Origin of the sequence: Ralstonia sp. TCR112 (assembly GCF_007997035.1) — a bacterium.
In the GTDB taxonomy this organism is placed as follows: Bacteria; Pseudomonadota; Gammaproteobacteria; order Burkholderiales; family Burkholderiaceae; genus Ralstonia; species Ralstonia edaphi.
This window is the reverse complement of sequence record NZ_VOSS01000094.1, coordinates 1-19,262: the sequence shown is the minus strand read 5'-3', so window position 1 is coordinate 19,262 and position 19,262 is coordinate 1. Positions and strand designations below refer to the sequence as shown.

General features: G+C 64.5%; 20 protein-coding genes and 1 pseudogene. 9 read left to right on the top strand and 12 right to left on the bottom strand.

What is annotated here, in order from left to right:
• Nucleotides 1–73 precede the first annotated feature (73 nt).
• Nucleotides 74–1,180, top strand: coding sequence for an endo alpha-1,4 polygalactosaminidase (locus tag FUT88_RS20960; RefSeq protein ID WP_147218000.1), 1,107 nt, complete (start codon nt 74–76; stop codon nt 1,178–1,180).
• On the opposite strand, the gene pobA is transcribed toward FUT88_RS20960, so the two are convergent.
• Complete coding sequence (gene pobA / locus FUT88_RS20955; protein WP_147217998.1) at nt 1,158–2,384, bottom strand: 4-hydroxybenzoate 3-monooxygenase; 1,227 nt, start codon at nt 2,382–2,384, stop codon at nt 1,158–1,160. The two genes, FUT88_RS20960 and pobA, sit on opposite strands and share 23 nt — an antisense overlap.
• Nucleotides 2,385–2,501: 117 nt before the next feature.
• On the opposite strand from pobA, the gene FUT88_RS20950 reads away from it, so the two are divergent.
• Entirely contained in the window at nt 2,502–3,479 is a 978-nt protein-coding gene (locus FUT88_RS20950; protein WP_147217996.1) for a LysR family transcriptional regulator, read from the top strand.
• Nucleotides 3,480–3,619: 140 nt separating this feature from the next.
• Nucleotides 3,620–4,771 carry an ABC transporter substrate-binding protein gene (locus tag FUT88_RS20945; RefSeq protein ID WP_261797238.1) on the top strand — a complete coding sequence of 384 codons (1,152 nt, stop codon included), beginning with the start codon at nt 3,620–3,622 and terminating at the stop codon, nt 4,769–4,771.
• 20 nt (nt 4,772–4,791) lie between these two features.
• Here FUT88_RS20945 and FUT88_RS20940 read toward each other — a convergent pair whose 3' ends face one another.
• The 10 genes and pseudogenes from FUT88_RS20940 to FUT88_RS20895 all read right to left on the bottom strand — a co-directional run bounded on the left by FUT88_RS20940 (nt 4,792) and on the right by FUT88_RS20895 (nt 13,413).
• Nucleotides 4,792–5,493 (bottom strand): ABC transporter ATP-binding protein, encoded by a 702-nt coding sequence (locus tag FUT88_RS20940; protein ID WP_147217995.1) that lies wholly within the window; start codon nt 5,491–5,493, stop codon nt 4,792–4,794.
• Nucleotides 5,486–6,259: an ABC transporter ATP-binding protein gene (locus FUT88_RS20935; protein WP_147217993.1), complete on the bottom strand. Its 774-nt coding sequence runs from the start codon at nt 6,257–6,259 to the stop codon at nt 5,486–5,488. The genes FUT88_RS20940 and FUT88_RS20935 overlap by 8 nt, the downstream gene beginning before the upstream one ends.
• Entirely contained in the window at nt 6,256–7,290 is a 1,035-nt protein-coding gene (locus FUT88_RS20930) for a branched-chain amino acid ABC transporter permease (protein ID WP_147217991.1), read from the bottom strand. Before FUT88_RS20930 ends, FUT88_RS20935 begins: the two co-directional genes overlap by 4 nt.
• A complete protein-coding gene (locus FUT88_RS20925; RefSeq protein ID WP_147217989.1) occupies nt 7,287–8,156 on the bottom strand; it encodes a branched-chain amino acid ABC transporter permease in 870 nt (289 codons plus the stop codon). Before FUT88_RS20925 ends, FUT88_RS20930 begins: the two co-directional genes overlap by 4 nt.
• A gap of 83 nt (nt 8,157–8,239) precedes the next feature.
• Nucleotides 8,240–8,638: a 4-carboxymuconolactone decarboxylase gene (pcaC, locus tag FUT88_RS20920; protein ID WP_027680879.1), complete on the bottom strand. Its 399-nt coding sequence runs from the start codon at nt 8,636–8,638 to the stop codon at nt 8,240–8,242.
• Nucleotides 8,631–9,443, bottom strand: a complete 813-nt coding sequence (pcaD, locus tag FUT88_RS20915; protein WP_147217987.1) for a 3-oxoadipate enol-lactonase — start codon at nt 9,441–9,443, stop codon at nt 8,631–8,633. Before pcaD ends, pcaC begins: the two co-directional genes overlap by 8 nt.
• Before the next feature lie 22 nt (nt 9,444–9,465).
• Complete coding sequence (locus FUT88_RS20910; RefSeq protein WP_147217986.1) at nt 9,466–10,827, bottom strand: 3-carboxy-cis,cis-muconate cycloisomerase; 1,362 nt, start codon at nt 10,825–10,827, stop codon at nt 9,466–9,468.
• 13 nt (nt 10,828–10,840) lie between these two features.
• Nucleotides 10,841–12,042: pseudogene (pcaF, locus tag FUT88_RS20905) on the bottom strand (3-oxoadipyl-CoA thiolase).
• A 22-nt stretch (nt 12,043–12,064) separates the two neighbouring features.
• Nucleotides 12,065–12,727, bottom strand: a complete 663-nt coding sequence (locus FUT88_RS20900; RefSeq protein ID WP_147217984.1) for a CoA transferase subunit B — start codon at nt 12,725–12,727, stop codon at nt 12,065–12,067.
• Nucleotides 12,724–13,413: a 3-oxoacid CoA-transferase subunit A gene (locus FUT88_RS20895; RefSeq protein ID WP_147217983.1), complete on the bottom strand. Its 690-nt coding sequence runs from the start codon at nt 13,411–13,413 to the stop codon at nt 12,724–12,726. Before FUT88_RS20895 ends, FUT88_RS20900 begins: the two co-directional genes overlap by 4 nt.
• A 326-nt stretch (nt 13,414–13,739) precedes the next feature.
• Between FUT88_RS20895 and FUT88_RS20890 the strand changes: the two genes are divergently transcribed.
• The 6 genes from FUT88_RS20890 (at nt 13,740) to FUT88_RS20865 (ending at nt 18,610) form a co-directional block, all read left to right on the top strand.
• Complete coding sequence (locus FUT88_RS20890) at nt 13,740–14,531, top strand: IclR family transcriptional regulator (RefSeq protein ID WP_147217981.1); 792 nt, start codon at nt 13,740–13,742, stop codon at nt 14,529–14,531.
• Between the two features lie 90 nt (nt 14,532–14,621).
• Nucleotides 14,622–15,200, top strand: a complete 579-nt coding sequence (locus tag FUT88_RS20885) for a hypothetical protein (RefSeq protein WP_147217979.1) — start codon at nt 14,622–14,624, stop codon at nt 15,198–15,200.
• Between the two features lie 368 nt (nt 15,201–15,568).
• Nucleotides 15,569–16,414, top strand: coding sequence for an ABC transporter substrate-binding protein (locus FUT88_RS20880; RefSeq protein ID WP_147217977.1), 846 nt, complete (start codon nt 15,569–15,571; stop codon nt 16,412–16,414).
• Nucleotides 16,415–16,473: 59 nt separating this feature from the next.
• Nucleotides 16,474–17,169, top strand: coding sequence for an amino acid ABC transporter permease (locus tag FUT88_RS20875; RefSeq protein WP_147214037.1), 696 nt, complete (start codon nt 16,474–16,476; stop codon nt 17,167–17,169).
• A gap of 2 nt (nt 17,170–17,171) precedes the next feature.
• Nucleotides 17,172–17,864: an amino acid ABC transporter permease gene (locus FUT88_RS20870; protein WP_147214038.1), complete on the top strand. Its 693-nt coding sequence runs from the start codon at nt 17,172–17,174 to the stop codon at nt 17,862–17,864.
• Nucleotides 17,861–18,610 (top strand): amino acid ABC transporter ATP-binding protein, encoded by a 750-nt coding sequence (locus FUT88_RS20865; RefSeq protein WP_024975122.1) that lies wholly within the window; start codon nt 17,861–17,863, stop codon nt 18,608–18,610. The genes FUT88_RS20870 and FUT88_RS20865 overlap by 4 nt, the downstream gene beginning before the upstream one ends.
• Before the next feature lie 77 nt (nt 18,611–18,687).
• Here the strand turns inward: FUT88_RS20865 and FUT88_RS20860 are convergent.
• Nucleotides 18,688–19,262 (bottom strand): transporter substrate-binding domain-containing protein (locus FUT88_RS20860; RefSeq protein WP_147217974.1); only part of this gene is annotated, 575 nt, incomplete at its 5' end.

Genomic DNA, 19,262 nt, shown 5'->3' with positions numbered 1-19,262 from the left:
GCTTGCCGTGGCATCCAAACGGATGTGCAGGTTTGCGTGAGGCACACCCCCCCGAACTTTTCGAGAAACCACAATGCGCCTGATCTCTCCGGTTGCCCTGGCGTGTGCCGGGCTGATGCTGTCTGCCTGCGGTGGTGGTGACGGCGATTCGTCGTCGAGCCCGCAAGCCGCCGCCACTTCCAATGCCGCGATTGGCTCAAAAACTGCGACCGCAACGGCCACAACCACCACGCCTGTTTGCGGCATCAACGGCATCTCGCCGCTGGCCGGCGTGCAGACGTGGATGTATCAGCTGCAGGGCATGACCACCAGCGCGCAAATCGACGCGCTCGACGCACAGCCGTACGACATGCTGGTGATCGAGGCCAATAACACCATCAAAGGGCTGGAGAACTTCAACACGGTCGACATGGTGGCGCGCCTGCGCACCAAGCCCGACGGCTCCGCCCGCAAGGTGCTCGCCTACATCGACATTGGCGAGGCCGAAGACTTCCGCACCTATTGGACGTCGAGCTGGAAGGCGCCCACAGCCGACGGCGCCGGCACGCCCGACTTCATTATCAAAGCCGACCCCGATGGCTGGGCCGGCGACTACCCCGTGGCGTTCTGGGACCCGCGCTGGCAAGCGCTTTGGCTTGGTCCGAACGGCGCCGTTGCGCAACTGGCGCGCGAAGGGTTCGATGGCGCCTATCTGGATTGGGTGGAGGCATACGCCGAGCCTTCTGTGGCAGACGCCGCCCAGGGAGCAGGCATCGACCCCGCGCGGGCCATGGTCGATTTCATCGCAAAGATCCGCGCGGCCGGCCGCGCCATCAATCCGCAATTCGCAGTGATCCAGCAGAACGCACCCTCGTTGATTGACGACGGCGGTGCATCAACGCTGCTGGCAACGATCGATGGCATCGCGCAGGAAGACACATGGTTCGGCGGCAGCGCCGGGGCCGCATGGAGCAGCGCCTCCGGCGGGGACAAGGCTGCAAGCGCCGTCGACACGCAATCGACGATTGAGCAGTTGCAGAAATACTGCGCCGGCAACGTGCCCGTCTTCACGATCGACTACGCGCTGAAGACCGCCAACGCGCAGAAGGTCTACACGGCTTCGCGCGCGCAAGGCTTCCGCCCGCTGGTCTCCCGCATTGCGCTGTCCAAGCCGACGACTACGCCGCCCTGGAACTACTGACCACGCTCAACGACGCCCCGGCGGGCGCATCGGCAAACGGCAGGCCGACGTAGTTTTCGGCCAGCACGCGCGCGCCGGCAGCCGAGCTGGTCACGTAGTCCAGCTCGGCGCGCTGCAGCTTCTGCATGAACGGTGTGTGGTCGTCAAAGCGATGCAGCATCGACGTCATCCACCACGAGAAATGTTCGGCACGCCAGACGCGTTGCAGACAGCGGTCGGCGTAGCTTGCAAGCTGGGCGGTGTCGCCTTGCTTGTAGCGTGCCGTAAGCCCCTGAGCCAGGACGCGCACGTCCGCGACGGCCAGGTTCATGCCCTTCGCGCCGGTCGGCGGCACGATGTGCGCAGCATCGCCCGCCAGGAAAAGGCGCCCATACTGCATCGTCTCGCAGACGAAGCTGCGCATCGGCGTGACGCTCTTCTGCAGGATCGGGCCTTCCTTCAACCGCCAGCCGTCGTTGTTTTCCAGGCGCGTGTGCAGCTCGTCCCAGATGCGCGCATCGGACCATTCAGCCAGATCCTCATCCGGCTTGCACTGCAGGTAAAGCCGCGTGATCTTGGGTGAGCGCATGCTGAACAGCGCAAACCCCCGATCGTGGTTCGCGTAGATCAGCTCTTCCGCCGCAGGCTCCGCTTCCGCCAGGATGCCGAGCCATGCAAACGGATACACACGCTCGAACACCGATTGCCGCTGTGCCGGAATCGCCTGCCGGCAGATGCCGTGGAAGCCATCGCATCCGGCGATGTAGTCGCAATGCAATGTCTGCGGCACGCCGTCGTGAACGAACTGCACCGAAGGCGTGGCCGACTCGATATCGTGCACCGACACATCGCTCACATCGAACAATAGCGGCGCGCCCTGCTCCACGCGTGCGGCAATCAGATCTTTCACCACCTCGTGCTGCCCATACACGGTGATCGAGCGGCCGCCCGACATCGCCGTCAGGTCGATACGGTGGCGCTTACCGCCAAACAGAAGGTCGATGCCGTGATGCACGAGCCCCTCGCGCCGCATGCGCTCGCCCACGCCCGCTTCGTTGAGCACGTCGACCGTGCCTTGCTCCAGCACGCCGGCGCGGATGCGCTCTTCAACGTACGTGCGGCTCTTGGTTTCGAGGATGACGGCGTCGATGCCGTTGCGGTGCAGAAGCTGCCCGAGCAGAAGGCCTGCCGGGCCCGCGCCGATGATGGCGACCTGGGTGCGCATGGTGTTGTCTCCGGATGGATTGGAATCGTTCTGGCAACCATTGTTGGCGCACACCTTGATATCGCACAATGCAATATTGGCGATAAACTCTATTGCTGATTCAGATAATCCATCGCCATGTCTACGCTGCCCGACTTTGATCTGAACCTGTTGCCGATCCTGCTGGCGTTGCATGACGCGCGCAGTGTGAGCATGGCGGCGCAGCAGCTCGGGATGAGCCAGCCGGGCGTGAGCACTGCGTTGGGCAAGCTGCGCACTGCGTTCGACGACCCGTTGTTCGTACGCACCTCGCGCGGCATGGAGCCGACGCCGCGGGCGCTGGCGCTCATTCCTGCAGCGCGCGACGTCCTGGCCCGTGTGCGGGAAGGCATTCTGGAGACCGGCGCGTTCGATCCGGCCACGACCACGCACACGTTCTCGATCTCGCTGTCGGACGTGGGTGAAATGGTCTTCCTGCCGCGCATTGTCGAGGCGATGGCGCGGCAGGCGCCGCACGCGTCCATACAATCCGTATCGTTGCCTCCAGCGCAGCTCGAACGCGCGCTGGAGACCGGTTCGCTCGACCTTGCGGTGGGTTACTTCCCCGACCTGAAGAAGAACAACTTCTTCCAGCAGCGGCTGTTCACGCACTACTTCACCTGCATCGTGCGGGCCGATCACCCCGTCACGCGCGGCGGCAACAAAAAGTTGTCGATGGCGCAGTTTCTGGAATACGGGCACGCCGTGGTGCGCGCTGAGGGGCGTAGCCAGGAACTGTACGAGCGCTTCCTTGAACGCAAGCGCATCCGCCGCACCCCTGCGCTGCTCACGCCGCATTTCATGAGCATCCCGTTCATCCTCGCACGCACGGATTTGATTGCGACGGTGCCGCACGCCGTGGGGCTGTCGTTCATGCAATCGCACGCCAACATCTGCGTGATGGAGCCCCCGCTGGAGCTGCCGAGCTTCGATCTCAAGCAGCATTGGCATCGGAAGTTTCACAACGACGCGCGCAGCCAGTGGTTTCGCGCCCTGGTGTCGACGCTATTCAACGACGAGGCGGATGAATGGCGCGAGCCCGGCCATCAACCCGCCAAACGCAAGAACACGAAGTAATCGCGCGACCGGTCGGCGTTCACAATCCGAACACTCGATTGCATTGCGAACACGGAGCCTTTAGGATCGCTGGCACGCGCAGGCGACGCCGTTGCGGTGTCTCTCGGCTCACGCTTGCCAATCAACCTTTGGAGACCTTCATGAAACGTCGTGTGCTGCTGCTCACCGCCGTTGCCGGTGCGCTCACGATCGGCCTGCCCGCCTTTGCGGAAGAGCCGATCAAGATTGGCCTGATCGCGCCTTTCTCAGGCCCGTTTGCCGACTATGGCAAGCAGATGGAAGACGGCATCAAGGCGTATCAGAAGCTGCACGGCACGACCGCCGGTGGGCGTCAGGTGCAGATCATCGTAAAGGACACGACCGGCCCCGTGCCGGACGTGGCCAAGCGGCTCGCACAGGAACTGGTGGTGCGCGACAAGGCGGATTTCCTCGCGGGCTTCGGCCTGACGCCCGAAGCGCTGGCTGTGGCGCCCATCGCGCAGCAGGCCAAGAAGCCGATGGTGATCTTCAATGCAGCGTCGTCGTCGATCACGACCAAGTCGGACTATGTGACGCGTGTGTCGATGACGCTGCCGCAGGTCTCCACGCCGATCGCCTCGTGGGCGCTGAAGAACGGCATCAAGCAGGTGGCCACCGTGGTGGCCGATTACGCGCCCGGCGTCGATGCGGAGAACGCATTCAAGCAGACGTTCACGGCGGGCGGCGGCCAGATCATGGAAGCGGTGCGCGTGCCGCTGCGCAATCCTGAATTCGCGCCGTTCATCCAGCGCGTGAAAGATGCCAAGCCGCAAGCCGTGTTCGTCTTCCTGCCGGCCGGCGAGCAAGGTGTGGCATTCATGAAAGGCTTCCGCGAGCGCGGGCTGGCGCAGGCCGGGATCAAGGTCATCGCGACAGGCGATCTGACCGACGACCACGTGCTGCCCGCGATGGGCGACTCGACGCTGGGCGTCATCACGTCGTTCCACTACTCGGCCGCGCACGACTCGCCGCAGAACAAAGCCTTCCTGAAGGCCTTCGCCGAGGCGAACCCGGGCGCCGGCCGCCCGAACTTCATGGCGGTGGCCGCGTATGACGGCATCGGCGCGATCTACAACGTGATCAACAAGCTCGGCGGCAAGATCGACGGCGAGAAGGCCATGTCCGCCTTCAAGGGCATGAAGATCGACAGCCCGCGCGGCCGATCACCATCGACCCGGCCACGCGCGACGTGGTGCAGACCGTCTACATCCGCAAGGTGGAGAAAGTCGGCAACGAGCTGTACAACGTCGAGTTCGACAAGTTTGCCGACGTGAAGGACCCGGGCAAATAAGCACTACGCAACCGCCACGAGCCGTTGCAGCAACGGCGCATCGGCCAGCAGATCGGCGCTGGCGGATGCGTGCACGATCCGGCCTCGATCGAGCACCACCGCGCGCTGCGTGAGTTGCAGCGCCAGACGCGCATGCTGCTCCACCACGATCACGGCCATGCCGCCCTCCTCAACGAGCGCGCGGATGGCGCGGCCAAGCTCCTGCACGATGATCGGCGCGAGGCCTTCCATCGGTTCATCCAATAGCAGCAGCGCGGGATTCGTCATCAGCGCGCGGGCGATGGCGACCATTTGCTGCTCCCCGCCCGACAGCTGATTGCCGAGATTGCGGCGCCGCTCCTGCAAACGCGGAAACGTCTTGTAGACGCGCGCCACATCCCAGGCGCCGGGTCGCGCCACGGCGGTCAGATGCTCTTCCACCGTCAGCGACGGAAACATCCATCGCTCCTGCGGCACCCAGCCGAGCCCCGCACGGGCACGCCGGTGCGGCGGCACCTTGGCGATATCCGCGCCTTGCCAGCGGATACGCCCACCGTGCAGGCGCGTAAAGCCCATCAGCGTGGCGAGCAGCGTGGTCTTGCCGACACCGTTGCGACCCAGCAGCGCGAGGCTGCCGCCGGTCTCCAAGGCGAACGACACATCATCCAGCACGACTGCATTGCCGTAGCCGGCGGTCACATGTTCGAACGACAACAGTTCACGCATGCTCAGCCTCCCCCAGGTAGACCTCACGCACCCGCGGGTCGGCGGCGATCTCCTGCGGCGTGCCTTCGGTCAGCACGCGCCCGGCGACCAACACGCTGATGCGCTCGGCAAAGCGGAACACGAGGTTCATGTCGTGCTCGATGAAGAGGATCGTGATGTCGCGTGGCAAGCTGGCGATGACCTCGAACAGTTCGGTACTTTGTCCGCTCGGGATGCCGGCGGCAGGCTCGTCGAGGAGCAGGATGCGCGGATGCGTCGCGAGCGCCAGGGCGATTTCCACCAGACGCTGTTTGCCGTAAGGCAAGGCATGCGTGGGCGACAGCGCGTCGGCGCCGAGTTGCAGGCGGCACAGCAATGCCATCGCTTCGTCGCGGGCATCCTTGTGAGATGCGACGGTACGGTGCCAATGCCACGACGCGCCCGTGCGCTCGAAGATGGCGAGCATCACCGATTCCAGCACCGTCAATCCCGGAAACAACGTGTTGATCTGGAATGTGCGCGTGATGCCGCGCTTGACGCGCTGGTGCGCGGGCAACCGGGTGATGTCTTCATCGTCCAGCAGCACCTGGCCCGCCGTGGGTGCGAGCGTGCCGGTGAGCAGATTGATGAAGGTCGTCTTGCCCGCGCCGTTCGGGCCGATCAACGCGTGGCGCGCGCCGGGCGCAAAAGACAGCGAGATATCGGAATTGGCGTGAAAGCCGCCCCAGCGCCGGGACAGGCCGCGCGTGCTCAATGTGGGCGGAGGATGCATCGTGGGCGCAGTCATGACGCACCTCCCTTGCGAGCACCAAGCGCCTTGACTGCGGATACGGCAGCCTCCAACCCGCCGAGAATGCCGCCGCGCGCAAACAGCACGATCACCATCAGCAGCAGGCCGATCCAGAACTGCCAATAGACAGGATTGATGCCGGCCAACACGTCCTGCGCAATCATGAACACCGCGGCGCCGATCAGCGCGCCGTACAACCGCCCGGCACCGCCCAGCACGAGCATGATCAGCAACTCTGCCGAACGCGAGAAGCCCAGCGAATCCAATCCGACAAATTGCGTCGTCTGCGCGAGCAAGGCGCCTGCAACACCGGCAATCGCCGCACTCACGGTAAACGCGGCCACCAGCCGCATGCGAACATTCGCGCCGATGGCCGGCATGCGCTTCGGCCCTTGCTGAATGCCGCGCAGCGACAACCCGAACGGCGAGCGCACCAGGCGACGCAACCCTACAAACACCAGAAACAGCACGGCCAGGCTGTAGACGTAAGCCGTGCGCCCCTCCAGGTCGAACTCGAACGTGCCGAGCAGGTTGCGCATCGTCACACCGGAAAGGCCATCAACACCGCCCGTGAGAAACGCCATCTTGTTGGCCGCTTCATACAGCATCAGGCCGATGCCGAGCGTGACCATCAGCCGCGTCAGATCCTGGCCGCGCACGACGAGAAAACTCACACAGAAGCCGGCCAGCGCAGCCACGACAGCACCAACAGCCAGACCGCTGAGCGGTTCACCCCAGCCATGCGCCGCGAGCAGTCCGGCGGTGTAGGCGCCAAGCCCGAAGAAGCCTGCATGCCCCAACGACACGATGCCCGCATAGCCGAGCACCAGATCGAGCGACAACGCAAACAGCCCGACGATCAGCACCTGGCTGCCGAAGACAAGGTAATCGGGAAGAAGAAAGAACACCGCAATCGGCACGCACCAGAACGCGATCTCGAACGGTGACCACCGTGCTTCCGGCAACCCATGTGCGGCGGAGCCCTCAACAGGCCGGGCTGACCGCCTCAACTGCTGCAGCACACTCATGCGCGCCTCCCCAGCAAACCGCTCGGGAACAGCACGAGCAGCACGACCATCAACCCGTAGATGACGAACGCGCCCACATCGGGCACGTAGTACTTGCCGGCTACGTCGAACACGCCGAGCACAAGCGCCGCCAGCAATGTGCCCTTGATGGAACCGGCGCCGCCGACTGCCACCACGAGCAGGAAGTACACCATGTATTTGATCGGGAAGGCCGGGTCGATCCCGAGCACGTCGATGCCCAATCCGCCGCCCAGCCCTGCCAACCCCGAGCCCAGCGCGAACGTGACGGAAAACACCAGGCTCACGTTGATGCCCAGCCCTGCAGATGCCTGCTGGTTGTCCACGGACGCCCTCACCTGCGCGCCGAAGCGCGTGCGCTCGACCAGCCACGCGAGCAGCGCCGTCAGCGCAATCACGACGCCAATCAGGAACACGCGATAGCGCCCGACTTCCAATCCGCTATCGAAAACCCGCCATTGCCCGCGCAGCATCTCGGGCAGTTCAACCGGTTGCTGCGACGGGCCCCACACGTAAGTCGCCCCCGCCATCGCCATGAAAACGAGCGCGATGGAGAACAGCACCTGATCGAGCGGGCTCGCGCGATAGAGCCGCCGATACAGCGTGCGCTCCAGCACAAAACCGATAGCTGCGGTGACAAGGAAAACGATGGGCAGCGTCGCCAGAAACGGCACGCCGAGGCGGTTCATCAGCACCACGCACACATAGCCGCCCGCCATGGCGAACGCCCCGTGGGCGAGGTTGATGAAGTTCATCAAGCCCATCGTGACCGACAGGCCGATGCTGATGAGGAATAGCAGGCTGCCGTAGGCCAGCCCGTCGAACAACACACCCAGTGCGCTGAGCATGGGTCTCCTCCTTGGGCTTTTTTTCCAGCTCGGCGGCCGGTTTGCCCGGTGTGTTGCGTGGCGTCTCTCCGGAGACGGCGGTGTTACTTCTTCGCAGCGCCCTCCGCATCCATCTCGGCAAACACCGTCTGCGCGAGATGGAAGGCATGGTTGGCAGCCGGCACGCCGCAGTAGATGGCGGTCTGCAGGAGCGTTTCCTGGATCTCGTCGCGCGTAACACCGTTGTTGGCGGCAGCGCGCAGGTGCAAACGCAACTCGCCGTCGCGGCCGAGGGCGACCATCATGGCGATCGTCAGCAGGCTGCGGGTGTGGCGCGGCAAGCCCGGGCGCGTCCAGATTTCGCCCCAGGCGTACCGTGTGATGAGGTCTTGAAACGGTGCGGTGAGGTCAGTCTGGGCAGCGTTGGCGCGGTCGACGTGGGCATCGCCCAGCACAGCGCGGCGCACTTCCATGCCGGCAGCGTAGCGTTCGCGATCATCCATGGGCGACCTCGCGTGCCACGCCGGTCGTCAAGAAGCTGACCAGCGCTTCGGTGTAGCCGTCAGCCTGCTCCCAGTTGGCGAGGTGGCCGGCAGACAGTTCGATGTACTGGGCGCCCGGCACGCCGTCGGCAATGAGCTTGGTCTGTGCAGCCGGCGTGGAGATATCGTGCGTGCCGCCGATCACCAGCATCGGCACGCGGATGTTCTGCAGTTGCGCGCGCAAATCCGCATCGCGAATGGCCGCGCAGTTGCCGTTGTAGCCGGCGTCCGGTGTGGACAGCAACATCGCCTTGACGATGTCGACGCGGCTGGCGTTGGCATCGCGGTAGCCCTGCGTGAACCAGCGCTCCAGCACCGTTTCCGTAATGCTTGCCATCCCGCCCTGCTCGACCTGCGCGATGCGCGTATTCCAGCTTTGCTGCGTGCCGATCAGCGCGGCGGTGTTCGTCACGACCATGCGCGGGAAACGCTCGCCGTGATGCGCGGCCAGCCACAGGCCGGTCAGCCCGCCCATCGACAGGCCGCAGAACAGCGCCAGCTCAATGTTGTAGTGGTCGAGCAGCGCAAGCACATCACCGCCGAGTTGCGCGACGCCAAATGGCGCGTCCGGCACGCTCGATTGCCCGTGGCCGCGCTGGTCGTAGCGCAGCAGGCGGAAGTGCTGGCGCAACGCGTCGAGCTGCGGCTCCCACATGCCGAGGTTGGTGCCGAGAGAGTTCGACAGCACCAGCACCGGCTTACCCGTGGCGGGCCCATCGTCGAATTCGTGATACAGGCGGACGTTGTCGTGTTCAAGCCAGGGCATGGTGTCTCCGTGGAATGCGTTTTCAGGAATGGCGGCGGGCATGCTCTGCGAGCACGCGGTCGACAGCGGCGCCCGCATCGCCAAGGTAATGAGTGGGGTCGAGCAGCGCGCTCAGCCGTTGCGGCGCGGTCGCACCCCAGATGCGAAGAACGTCGGCATCCTGCGCCAGTACGTCATGCAGCGTCTTGTTCTCTTGTACCGCTTTGCGGCTGGCAGCTTCGACCACATGGTGCGCCTGCAGGCGCCCAAGATCCGCCCCCAGCGCCAGCATCACGGCTTCACCGAGAATCAGGCCGTGCGTAAGGTCTAGATTTGCGTGCATGCGAGCAGCGTCGACTTGCAAACCTCCGACGATCTCGCACATGCGATCGAGCGCGCCCGCCGCGAGACAGGCCATCTCGCGCAACGTCGCCCACTGCGCCTGCCAACCGCCGAGCGCGCGCTCGTGCTCCTGCGGTAGCGCGGCCAGCAGCGTGCTGGCCAAACCCGGCATGCGCGTGGCCGCAGCCAGCACCGTCGCGCAGCCAACCGGGTTGCGCTTATGCGGCATGGTGGAAGAACCGCCCTTGCCGGCACCGGACGGCTCCGCAACTTCGCCAACCTCTGTTTGCATCATCAGCGAGAGATCGCGCGCGAAATGGCCCAGTGTGCCGGTCAGCAACGCGAGCGTCGTACCGATGTCGGCGATTCGATCCTGCTCGCCGTGCCAAGAGAGTGCTGGCAGCGGCAGATCAAGTTCGTGCGCCAGCGTTTGAGCGACTGCGCGTGCATGTTCGCCCAAGCTGGCAAGCGTGCCTGCCGCCCCGCCAAACTGAAGCACGGGCACATGCGCGCGCAGCGCGGCAAAACGATCCTGCGCGCGATGCACCGCTTCCAGCCAGCCCCCAACCTTGCGCCCGAACGTCGTCGGCAGGGCCTGCTGCAACCACGTGCGCGCCACCATCGGCGTATTGCGATGACGTTGCGCCAGTGCAGCCAGCGCGTCGGCCAGCTTTTGCAAATCCGCTTCGAGCAATGCGGCCGATTGCCGCCACTGCAGCATCAAGCCGGTATCGATGATGTCCTGACTGGTGGCGCCCCAGTGCACGTAGCGCGCGGCGTTTTCATCGTGCTGTGCAACAGCGGCAGTCAGTTGCTTGACCAGCGGGATCGCCAGGTTGCCTGCGCTGGCAGCGGCATTGCCGAGCGCGTCCAGATCCAATGTCGCCTTGGCGCACACCGCGCGAATCGGCGCCACGGCTTCGGCCGGAATCACGCCAACCGCGCCTTCGGCCTGCGCCAGCGCGGCCTCCACATCGAGCATCGCGCGCACCGTGGCGGCATCGGACCACACCGCCAGCATGGCCGGTGTGGAGAAGGCGCGATCGAGCAGTCCGCTGGTCATGGCCGTGTCAAACTCAAACGCGTTCGATGACCAGTGCAATGCCCTGACCCACGCCGATGCACATGGTGCACAGCGCGTAGCGCCCACCGGTGCGTTGCAGCTGATACATCGCCGTGGTCACCAGGCGCGCGCGCTCATGCCGAGCGGGTGACCGAGTGCGATGGCGCCGCCGTTCGGGTTGACGCGCGGGTCGTCATCACGCAGGCCCAGTTGTCGCGTCACGGCCAAGCCCTGCGCGGCAAACGCCTCGTTCAGCTCGATCACATCCATCTGGTCGATGGTCAGTCCCAGCTGCTTGAGCAGCTTTTGCGACGCCGGTGCCGGACCAATGCCCATCACGCGCGGCGGCACGCCGGCCGTGGCCATGCCGACGATGCGCGCACGCGGCGTCAGGCCAAAGCGCTTGGCGGATTCTTCATTGGCAAGGAGGAGCGCGCAGGCGCCATCGTTCACGCCCGACGCATTGCCGGCCGTCACCGTGCCATCCGGACGCACCACGCCTTTGAGCTTGGCGAGCGCTTCCATGGTTGTCGCGCGCGGATGCTCGTCGCGGCTGACGACGATGGCATCGCCCTTCTTCTGCGGGATCGTCACCGGCGTGATTTCCTGCGCCAGCGTGCCGTCTTCCTGCGCACGTGCGGCGCTCGCCTGGCTGCGCAGCGCGAAGCGGTCTTGATCTTCGCGGTTGATCTTGTAGTCGGTGGCGACGTTCTCGGCGGTCTCGGGCATCGAGTCGACACCGTATTGCGCCTTCATCAGCGGGTTGATGAAGCGCCAGCCGATGGTGGTGTCGTAGATGGCAGCATCGCGCGAGAAGGCGGTGGCCGCCTTGCCCATCACGAACGGCGCGCGGCTCATGCTTTCCACGCCGCCCGCGATCATCAGCCCGGTTTCGCCCGAGCGGATGGCACGCGCGGCGGTGCCGGTGGCGTCCATGCCCGAGCCGCACAGGCGGTTGATGGTCGAGCCCGGCACGCTGTCGGGCAACCCGGCCAGCAACGACGACATGCGCGCCACGTTGCGGTTGTCTTCGCCCGCCTGGTTGGCGCAGCCGAAGATCACGTCGTCGATGGCTGACCAGTCGACCTGCGGGTTGCGCGCCATCAGCGCCTTGAGCGGCACGGCACCCAGGTCATCCGCGCGCACGGCGGACAGGCTGCCGCCGTATCGGCCGATGGGGGTGCGGATGGCGTCGCAGATAAAGGCTTCGGTCATGATGGTTCTGTCTCCAATGGTTCTAGGCACGACGCAACGGCGCGGCCGTCATCGTCTGCAGCGTATCGAAATCAAGGCCGTCGGCCATCTCGCGCACCACCAGCCCCTCGTGCGTGATGTCGATCACGGCAAGGTCGGTGTAGATGGTATCGACACAGCCGATGCCCGTCAGCGGGTACGTGCACGACGGCACGATCTTGCTTTCGCCCTGCTTGGTCTGGTGCTCCATCATGACGAAGACGCGCTTGGCACCAATAGCCAGGTCCATCGCGCCGCCCACGGCGGGAATCGCATCCGGTGCTCCGGTGTGCCAGTTGGCCAAGTCACCCGTGGCCGACACCTGGAAGGCACCGAGCACGCAATAGTCGAGATGGCCGCCCCGCATCATGGCAAACGAATCGGCGTGATGGAAGAACGAGGCACCCGGCTTGACGGTGACGGGCTGCTTGCCGGCGTTGATGAGGTCTTCGTCTTCTTGCCCGGGAGCGGGCGCCGGGCCCATGCCGAGCAGGCCGTTCTCGGTGTGCAGGATGATTTCGCGATCGGCCGGCAGTTGGTTCGCCACCAGGGTCGGCAGGCCGATGCCGAGGTTGACGATCGACCCATCGGGAATATCACGCGCCACACGGGCAGCGATCTGATCGCGCGTCCAGCGCTGGATCTTGGCGGTAGTTTCGGCGCTCATGCGGCCTCCTTGGCGGGTTGCGCGGAGACGAGCTTCACGACGCGCTTCACAAAAATGCCGGGCGTGACGATGTGCTCGGGGTCCAGCTCGCCCAGTTCCACCGTCTCGCTGACCTGCGCGATGGTGCACTTGGCCGCCATGGCCATCACCGGCCCGAAGTTGCGTGCGGTCTTGCGATAGACGAGATTGCCCCAGCGGTCAGCGCGCAGGGCCTTGATGAGGGCGTAGTCGGCTGTCAGCGGTAGCTCGAACACGTACGGCTTGCCGTCGATGATGCGCGTTTCCTTGCCTTCGGCCAATTGCGTGCCGTAGGCGGTCGGGCAGAAAAACCCACCAATGCCGGCACCTGCAGCGCGGATGCGCTCGGCCAGGTTGCCTTGCGGCACGAGCTCCAGTTCGATCTCGCCGGCGCGGTAGAGCGCATCGAATACATACGAATCGGCCTGGCGGGGGAACGAGCAGACGATCTTGCGTACGCGGCGCGCCTTGAGCAGCGCGGCCAGGCCCGTCTCGCCGTTGCCGGCGTTGTTGTTGATGATGGTCAGCTCACGCGCGCCGTGCGCGATCAGCCCGTCGATGAGTTCCGATGGCATGCCGGCGGCACCGAACCCGCCGATCATGATGGTGGCACCGTCCGGGATATCGGCCAGAGCGGCCTCCACAGACGGACAAAGCTTGTTGATCACGTGCATTCTCCGGCAAGGGCGCCGCACATTCTCGATGGCTGGCGCAGGGCGGAGCATCGCGGGGGCCGGACATGGCCGAGCCGCAACGGGGCGGCCTGCGAGTCTCCTGTTGACGATCGGATCGACACAGGCCTTTGCTGTCCGGCCCGGGCTTACCTTGCCTCTCGTTTGTTCGCTGTTAGAACCAACGTTCGATCCAAGAACGAATCTACGCCTCACCTCCCGAGCGTGTCAAGGCGTACGCATCCCGATCGAGTGTTCGAGTGGCGAAACCGGGGCAATGCCAGTAGTCTTGAGGCCAGTGCACCGCTTTTGCCTGTCTTTGCATGTCTGCCGCCGAACTGCCCACCGAAAAACCCAGCGATTCCTACGTCCAGTCCTTTGCGCGAGGGCTGTCGGTCATCCGCGCGTTCAACGCCGAACGCCCGGAGCAGACGCTTTCCGAAGTCGCCGAGGCCACGGGCCTGACCCGCGCCGGCGCCCGGCGCATCCTCCTCACGCTGGTCAGCCTCGGCTATGTCAGCTTTGAAGGCCGCCTTTTCCGCCTCACGCCCAAGATCCTCGACCTTGGGTTCGCCTACCTCACCTCGATGCCGTTCTGGAACCTCGCCGAGCCGGTGATGGAAGAGCTCGTGCAGACGGTGCACGAAAGTTGCTCTGCCTCGGTATTGGATGGGACGGAAATCGTCTACGTTCTGCGCGTGCCCACGCAGAAGATCATCGCGCTGAACCTGTCGGTCGGCAGCCGCCTGCCGGCGTTCTGTACGTCGATGGGCCGCGTGCTGCTGTCGGGCCTGCCCGAGGATCAGTTGGACATCGCACTGCGTGAGTCGGACCGCCGCCCACGCACGCAGCGCACCATTACAGACGTCGACGCACTGAAGGAAGTCATAGCCGGCGTGCGCCAACAGGGTTGGGCGCTGGTCGACCAGGAGCTTGAGGAAGGGCTGATTTCGCTATCGGCGCCGATCCGCAATCGTGCAGGCGATATCATCGCCGCCATGAACATCAGCGGGCAGGCCAACCGGACTTCAGGCAAACAGATGACGAAGCAGTTTCTCGGTCCGCTGCAGCAGGCGGCCGAGCGCATTTCGGCCATGGTGCGGGTACGCACCTGATCTGAGTTAAAAGCGGCAGTGCCCGGTGCGCTGCGCGCCTCGCATCCCGACAGTTTTTTCAATAAAATTGTGGCTCCGTGGGCAAAGAGGATGTCTGTGACTCAACACACCGCCATTCACACCGGTCTGGATGTGAAAGGCCGCCATCGCCGGGCGCATGCGTCGTGCATCCTGGCGCTTGCCCTGCCCTTGCTGTCCAGCCCTGTGTGGGCACAATCGACGCCGCTGGCGACCGCCATGCAGGAGCTGACGCCACTGGCCCGCATGCTGGTAGGCGCCGCCACGGGGCGCAGCACGGCCGCCGCCGGCGTGCCGGCCCTCACGGGCCCCGCCCGCAATGCAGACCGCGCCCTCGCCCAGGCCTGCGCCGAAATCAACCGCTTCACCCCTGTCCCGCTCGACCGCGAGACCTCCTTGGCGCAATGCTCGCTGGCGCAGAAGAAGAACCTCGTCTTCGTCATCACGCTGACCAACTACGCGGCGCACTCGGCTGCATCGCAGGGCTTCCGGCTGAATTTCGTGCCGATCCTGCAGAAGAACATCTGCAACAACGGCGACGTGCGCATCCTCACGCGCCTGGGCTTGAGCCTGGTCTACCGCTATCGCGGCAACGACCACGAGACCGTGGGCGACGTGCCCATCAACGAATCGATCTGCGGCGCGCTGTAGGCCCACGTTCCGCCCCGGGAATCCCCTGATGGAGTGCAGTCGGCTGCCATGTCATTAATGGCAGACAAAGTCCCATTTCATCCAACGTCTGCCGGGCCCCTGCCTTGCTGCGCCAGCCTTACCGGGCTGCACGCATCCAACCCCGGCAACCCAAACATCCCGCCTGTGCATTGCACCCCGCCCTGCCTGCCAACCGCCATCTGCGCCGTATCGGCATGGACTATAGTTGGGCGTTCCGCTCGCCGTCATATGGTTATCCGAAGTGCGCGCATGCAAAGCGCGCATATGCCGGTATGCTCGCGGGCGATCCCCGATCCGAACTCGATTCGCACACTGTTCACCACCGAAGTCGTCAAGGAGGAAATCCGATGAAAACAAACCGACGTCTGACGCAATTTGCGGGTGCCGCCATCCTGGCCGCGGCAACCCTGGTCGCCACCACCGCGCATGCTGATCAAGTTTCCGACATCAAGAAGAAGGGCGAACTTGTCTGCGGCGTGCTCGGCACCGACGAGCCGTTCAGCTTCCTGAAGGACCCGATGAGCCGCGAGATCGTCGGCTACGACGTCGACATGTGCGACGCCATCGCCAAGAGCCTGGGCGTCAAGCCCGTGCTCAAGCAACTGGCCGTGGCCGCCCGCCTGCCCGAACTGCAGCAAGGCCGCGTGGACCTGCTGGCCGCCTCGCTCACGCACAACAAGGAGCGCGAGGCGCAGATCGACTTCTCGGTGTCGACCTTCATCACCGGCCAGAAGGCCATGGTGAAGAAGAGCAGCGGCATCACGTCGCTCGCCCAGCTTGATGGCAAGAAGCTCCTGACGGTCAAGGGCTCCACCATGGAAGCCAACATTGCCAAGACCATCAAGAACGCCGACGTTGTCTCGTTCGACAACAGCCCGCAGGCGCTGCTGGCGCTGCAGCAAGGCAAGGGCGTCGCCTACGTGAACGACGAAACCACGCTGATCGGCAACATGGCCAAGATGGGCCCGGCGGCCAAGGATTACGCGCTGCTGCCGCAAAACCTGTCGACCGAACACCTGGCACTGGGCATCCGCAAGGGCGAGCCCGCCTTCAAGAAGCAGGTCGACGACGTGCTGCTCGGCATGGAAAAGAGCGGCGAGGCGCAGAAGCTGTTCGACAAGTGGTTCGGCCCGAATACGAAGATGGCCTTCCCGCAGCGCACCTTCAAGATTTCTACCGACAAGATCGATTAATCGCTAAAGGTCGGGCCGCCCGGACCGGTATCTGAACTGCGTCCGGGCGGTGAATCTCCATGCCCCATTTTGATTTGTCGATGCTGCTCTCGGGGCAGTATCACCAGTGGCTCGTCAGCGGTTTCTTCCTGTCGATCAAGCTTTCCGTGCTGGCTTTCGTGCTGGCGCTGCCGCTTGCCATCGTGGTGGCGCTGCTGCGTCTGTCGCCGGCTGCACCATTGCGCGGCATCGGCCAGACCTATGTCGAAGCCATCCGCAACGTGCCGCTGCTCGCCCACATGCTGTTCTGGTATTTCGGTGCGCCGCAGATCCTGCCGGAGTTCATCCGGGACTGGCTCTACAGCATGAACTACGAGGCCGCGAGCGCCGTCATTGCGCTCGTGCTCTACACGGCTGCCTACATGGCGGAAGACATCCGCAGCGGCATCCGCTCGATCCCGAAGGAACAGCTTGAGGCCAGCCGCGCGCTCGGGCTCTCGTTCCTGCAGGCCATGCGGCTGGTGGTGCTGCCGCAATCGCTGCGCGTGACGGTTCCGCCGCTGGTCAGCCAGACGTTGAACCTGTGGAAGAACTCCAGCATTGCCATGGTGATCGGCGTGGCCGAATTGATGTACCAGGCGCAGCAGGTGGAGTCCGCCACGTTCCGCGGCTTTGAGGCGTTTGCGTTTGCCACCGCGGCCTATCTGACCATCTCGATCGCGATCACGGTGTTCTCCGCCTGGTATCAGCATCGCTACCCCGTCCGGACGCTGTAGCCATGCTCGATCTCATTCAAACCTACGGTATCTACTACCTGATCGGTCAGTACCCGAATGGGCCGCTGGGCGGGTTGGCGCTGACGTTCCTGCTGGCATCCGCGGGCCTCGTGCTCGCGCTGCCGGTGGGCATCCTGCTGGGCCTGTGCCGCGTCAGCCCGATTGCCGCGCTGCGCTGGCCGGCCACCGCGCTCGTCTATGTCGTGCGCGGCACGCCGCTGCTGATGGTGATCTTCTGGGCGTATTTCCTGCTCCCGTCCGTTACCGGCCAGCGCACGGACCAGTTCAGCACCATGCTGACCGCGCTGGTGATCTTCGACGGCGCATATCTGGCGGAGATCGTGCGTGCAGGCATCCAGGCGTTGCCGCGCGGGCAGATGGAAAGCGCCCGCTCGCTCGGCCTGTCGTATATGCAGGCGATGCGCCGCGTGATCCTGCCGCAGGCGCTGCGCAACATGCTGCCGTCGCTGGTCAATCAGCTCGTGTCGACCATCAAGGAGACCTCGCTCGGTTACATCATCAGCCTGCCCGAGGTGTCGTTCGTGGCCGGGCAGATCAGCACCGCCGTGATGGTCAAGTCCGCCGAGGTGTACGGCCTGCTCGGCATCAGCTACTTCATCATGTGCTTCAGCCTGACGCGCGTGGCGTTTTATCTGGAGCGCCGCCTTGCAGCTAGCGCCCCGTCCAAACCATGAACATGATCACGATCGAACACGTCGACAAGTGGTACGGCGATTACCATGCGCTGGTCGACATCAACGAAACCGTTGCCAAGGGCGAAGTGGTGGTCGTGTGCGGACCGTCGGGCTCGGGCAAGTCGACGCTCATCCGCACACTGAACCGGCTCGAAGCCATTCAGAAAGGCCGCATCGTCGTGAACGGGCATGAAGTGCATGCGCCGGGCGTGGACGTCAACGTGCTGCGCAGCGGCATCGGCTTCGTGTTCCAGCAGTTCAACCTGTTTCCGCACCTGACCGTCATGCAGAACTGCACGCTGGCGCCGGTGCAGCTCAAGCGCATGGCACCACAGGAAGCGAAGGACTTTGCGATGCGTCTGCTCGAACGCGTGGGCCTGCCCCACAAGGCCGGCGCCTACCCCGGCGAGCTGTCGGGCGGCCAGCAGCAGCGCGTGGCCATCGCGCGCGCCCTGGCCATGAAGCCGCCCGTGATGCTGTTCGACGAGCCGACCTCCGCGCTCGACCCGGAGATGGTGAACGAGGTGCTGCTGGTCATGAAGGACCTCGCCCGCGACGGCATGACCATGGTCTGCGTCACACACGAAATGGGATTCGCGCGCGAGGTGGCCGACCGCGTCCTGTTCATGGACCAGGGTCAGGTGCTGGAACGCGCCACGCCGGAAGATTTCTTCCAACGCCCGCAACATCCACGTGCGCAGCGCTTCCTGGCCGACATCCGTTCGCCGTGGAGCGAACCGGCCTGAACCTTCACGCAGCGGGCGGCCAAATAAAAAACGGGGAACACTGTTCCCCGTTTTCTTTGGATGCACGGCAACGCGGCTTATTGGATCGCCTTGTCGTTCGGACGCGCGTACAACTCCTTCATGCCGGCCGTCATCGGGTAGTTCAGGTTCAGGCCCTTCGGCGGAATCGGCGACAGGAACCACTTCTTGTACAGGTCATTCGCCTTGCCCGACTTCATCAGGTCGGCAATCACGTCGTCGGCCACTTTCTTGAACGCCGGATCGTCCTTGCGCATCATGCAGGCGTAGGTTTCGGTCTGCAGCGGGGTGCCCGTGACCACCCAGTCGGCCTGGTTCTTGGCCTTGGTGCGCTCGCCGTACAACAGCGGCTCATCCATCACGAATGCCACAGCGCGGCCCGATTCCAGCGTCAGGAATGCCTGGCCGTGATCCTTCGCGAGGATCAGGTTCATCTTGTCGGCGTCCTTGGCCTCGCCATTCATCTTCTGCAGGATGCGGTCTTCCGTCGTGCCGGCGGTGGTCACCACGGTCTTGCCCTTCAGGTCGGGGAAGTCCTTGATGCCCGAATCCTTCTTCACCAGCATCAACATGCCGTAGATGAAGATGTTGTTCGAGAACGCGACCTGCTTCTGGCGCTCGAGGTTGTTGGTGG

Coding starts and splice junctions, on each gene's coding strand:
- FUT88_RS20935 (WP_147217993.1), bottom strand. CDS start 6,259: ATGACTGCGCCCACGATGCATCCTCCGCCCACATTGAGCACGCGCGGC.
- pcaC (WP_027680879.1), bottom strand. CDS start 8,638: ATGGATGATCGCGAACGCTACGCTGCCGGCATGGAAGTGCGCCGCGCT.
- pobA (WP_147217998.1), bottom strand. CDS start 2,384: ATGCGCACCCAGGTCGCCATCATCGGCGCGGGCCCGGCAGGCCTTCTG.
- pcaD (WP_147217987.1), bottom strand. CDS start 9,443: ATGCCCTGGCTTGAACACGACAACGTCCGCCTGTATCACGAATTCGAC.
- FUT88_RS20910 (WP_147217986.1), bottom strand. CDS start 10,827: ATGACCAGCGGACTGCTCGATCGCGCCTTCTCCACACCGGCCATGCTG.
- FUT88_RS20950 (WP_147217996.1), top strand. CDS start 2,502: ATGTCTACGCTGCCCGACTTTGATCTGAACCTGTTGCCGATCCTGCTG.
- FUT88_RS20865 (WP_024975122.1), top strand. CDS start 17,861: ATGAACATGATCACGATCGAACACGTCGACAAGTGGTACGGCGATTAC.
- FUT88_RS20960 (WP_147218000.1), top strand. CDS start 74: ATGCGCCTGATCTCTCCGGTTGCCCTGGCGTGTGCCGGGCTGATGCTG.
- FUT88_RS20925 (WP_147217989.1), bottom strand. CDS start 8,156: ATGCTCAGCGCACTGGGTGTGTTGTTCGACGGGCTGGCCTACGGCAGC.
- FUT88_RS20930 (WP_147217991.1), bottom strand. CDS start 7,290: ATGAGTGTGCTGCAGCAGTTGAGGCGGTCAGCCCGGCCTGTTGAGGGC.
- FUT88_RS20870 (WP_147214038.1), top strand. CDS start 17,172: ATGCTCGATCTCATTCAAACCTACGGTATCTACTACCTGATCGGTCAG.
- FUT88_RS20945 (WP_261797238.1), top strand. CDS start 3,620: ATGAAACGTCGTGTGCTGCTGCTCACCGCCGTTGCCGGTGCGCTCACG.
- FUT88_RS20890 (WP_147217981.1), top strand. CDS start 13,740: ATGTCTGCCGCCGAACTGCCCACCGAAAAACCCAGCGATTCCTACGTC.
- FUT88_RS20900 (WP_147217984.1), bottom strand. CDS start 12,727: ATGAGCGCCGAAACTACCGCCAAGATCCAGCGCTGGACGCGCGATCAG.
- FUT88_RS20885 (WP_147217979.1), top strand. CDS start 14,622: ATGTCTGTGACTCAACACACCGCCATTCACACCGGTCTGGATGTGAAA.
- FUT88_RS20940 (WP_147217995.1), bottom strand. CDS start 5,493: ATGCGTGAACTGTTGTCGTTCGAACATGTGACCGCCGGCTACGGCAAT.
- FUT88_RS20880 (WP_147217977.1), top strand. CDS start 15,569: ATGAAAACAAACCGACGTCTGACGCAATTTGCGGGTGCCGCCATCCTG.
- FUT88_RS20875 (WP_147214037.1), top strand. CDS start 16,474: ATGCCCCATTTTGATTTGTCGATGCTGCTCTCGGGGCAGTATCACCAG.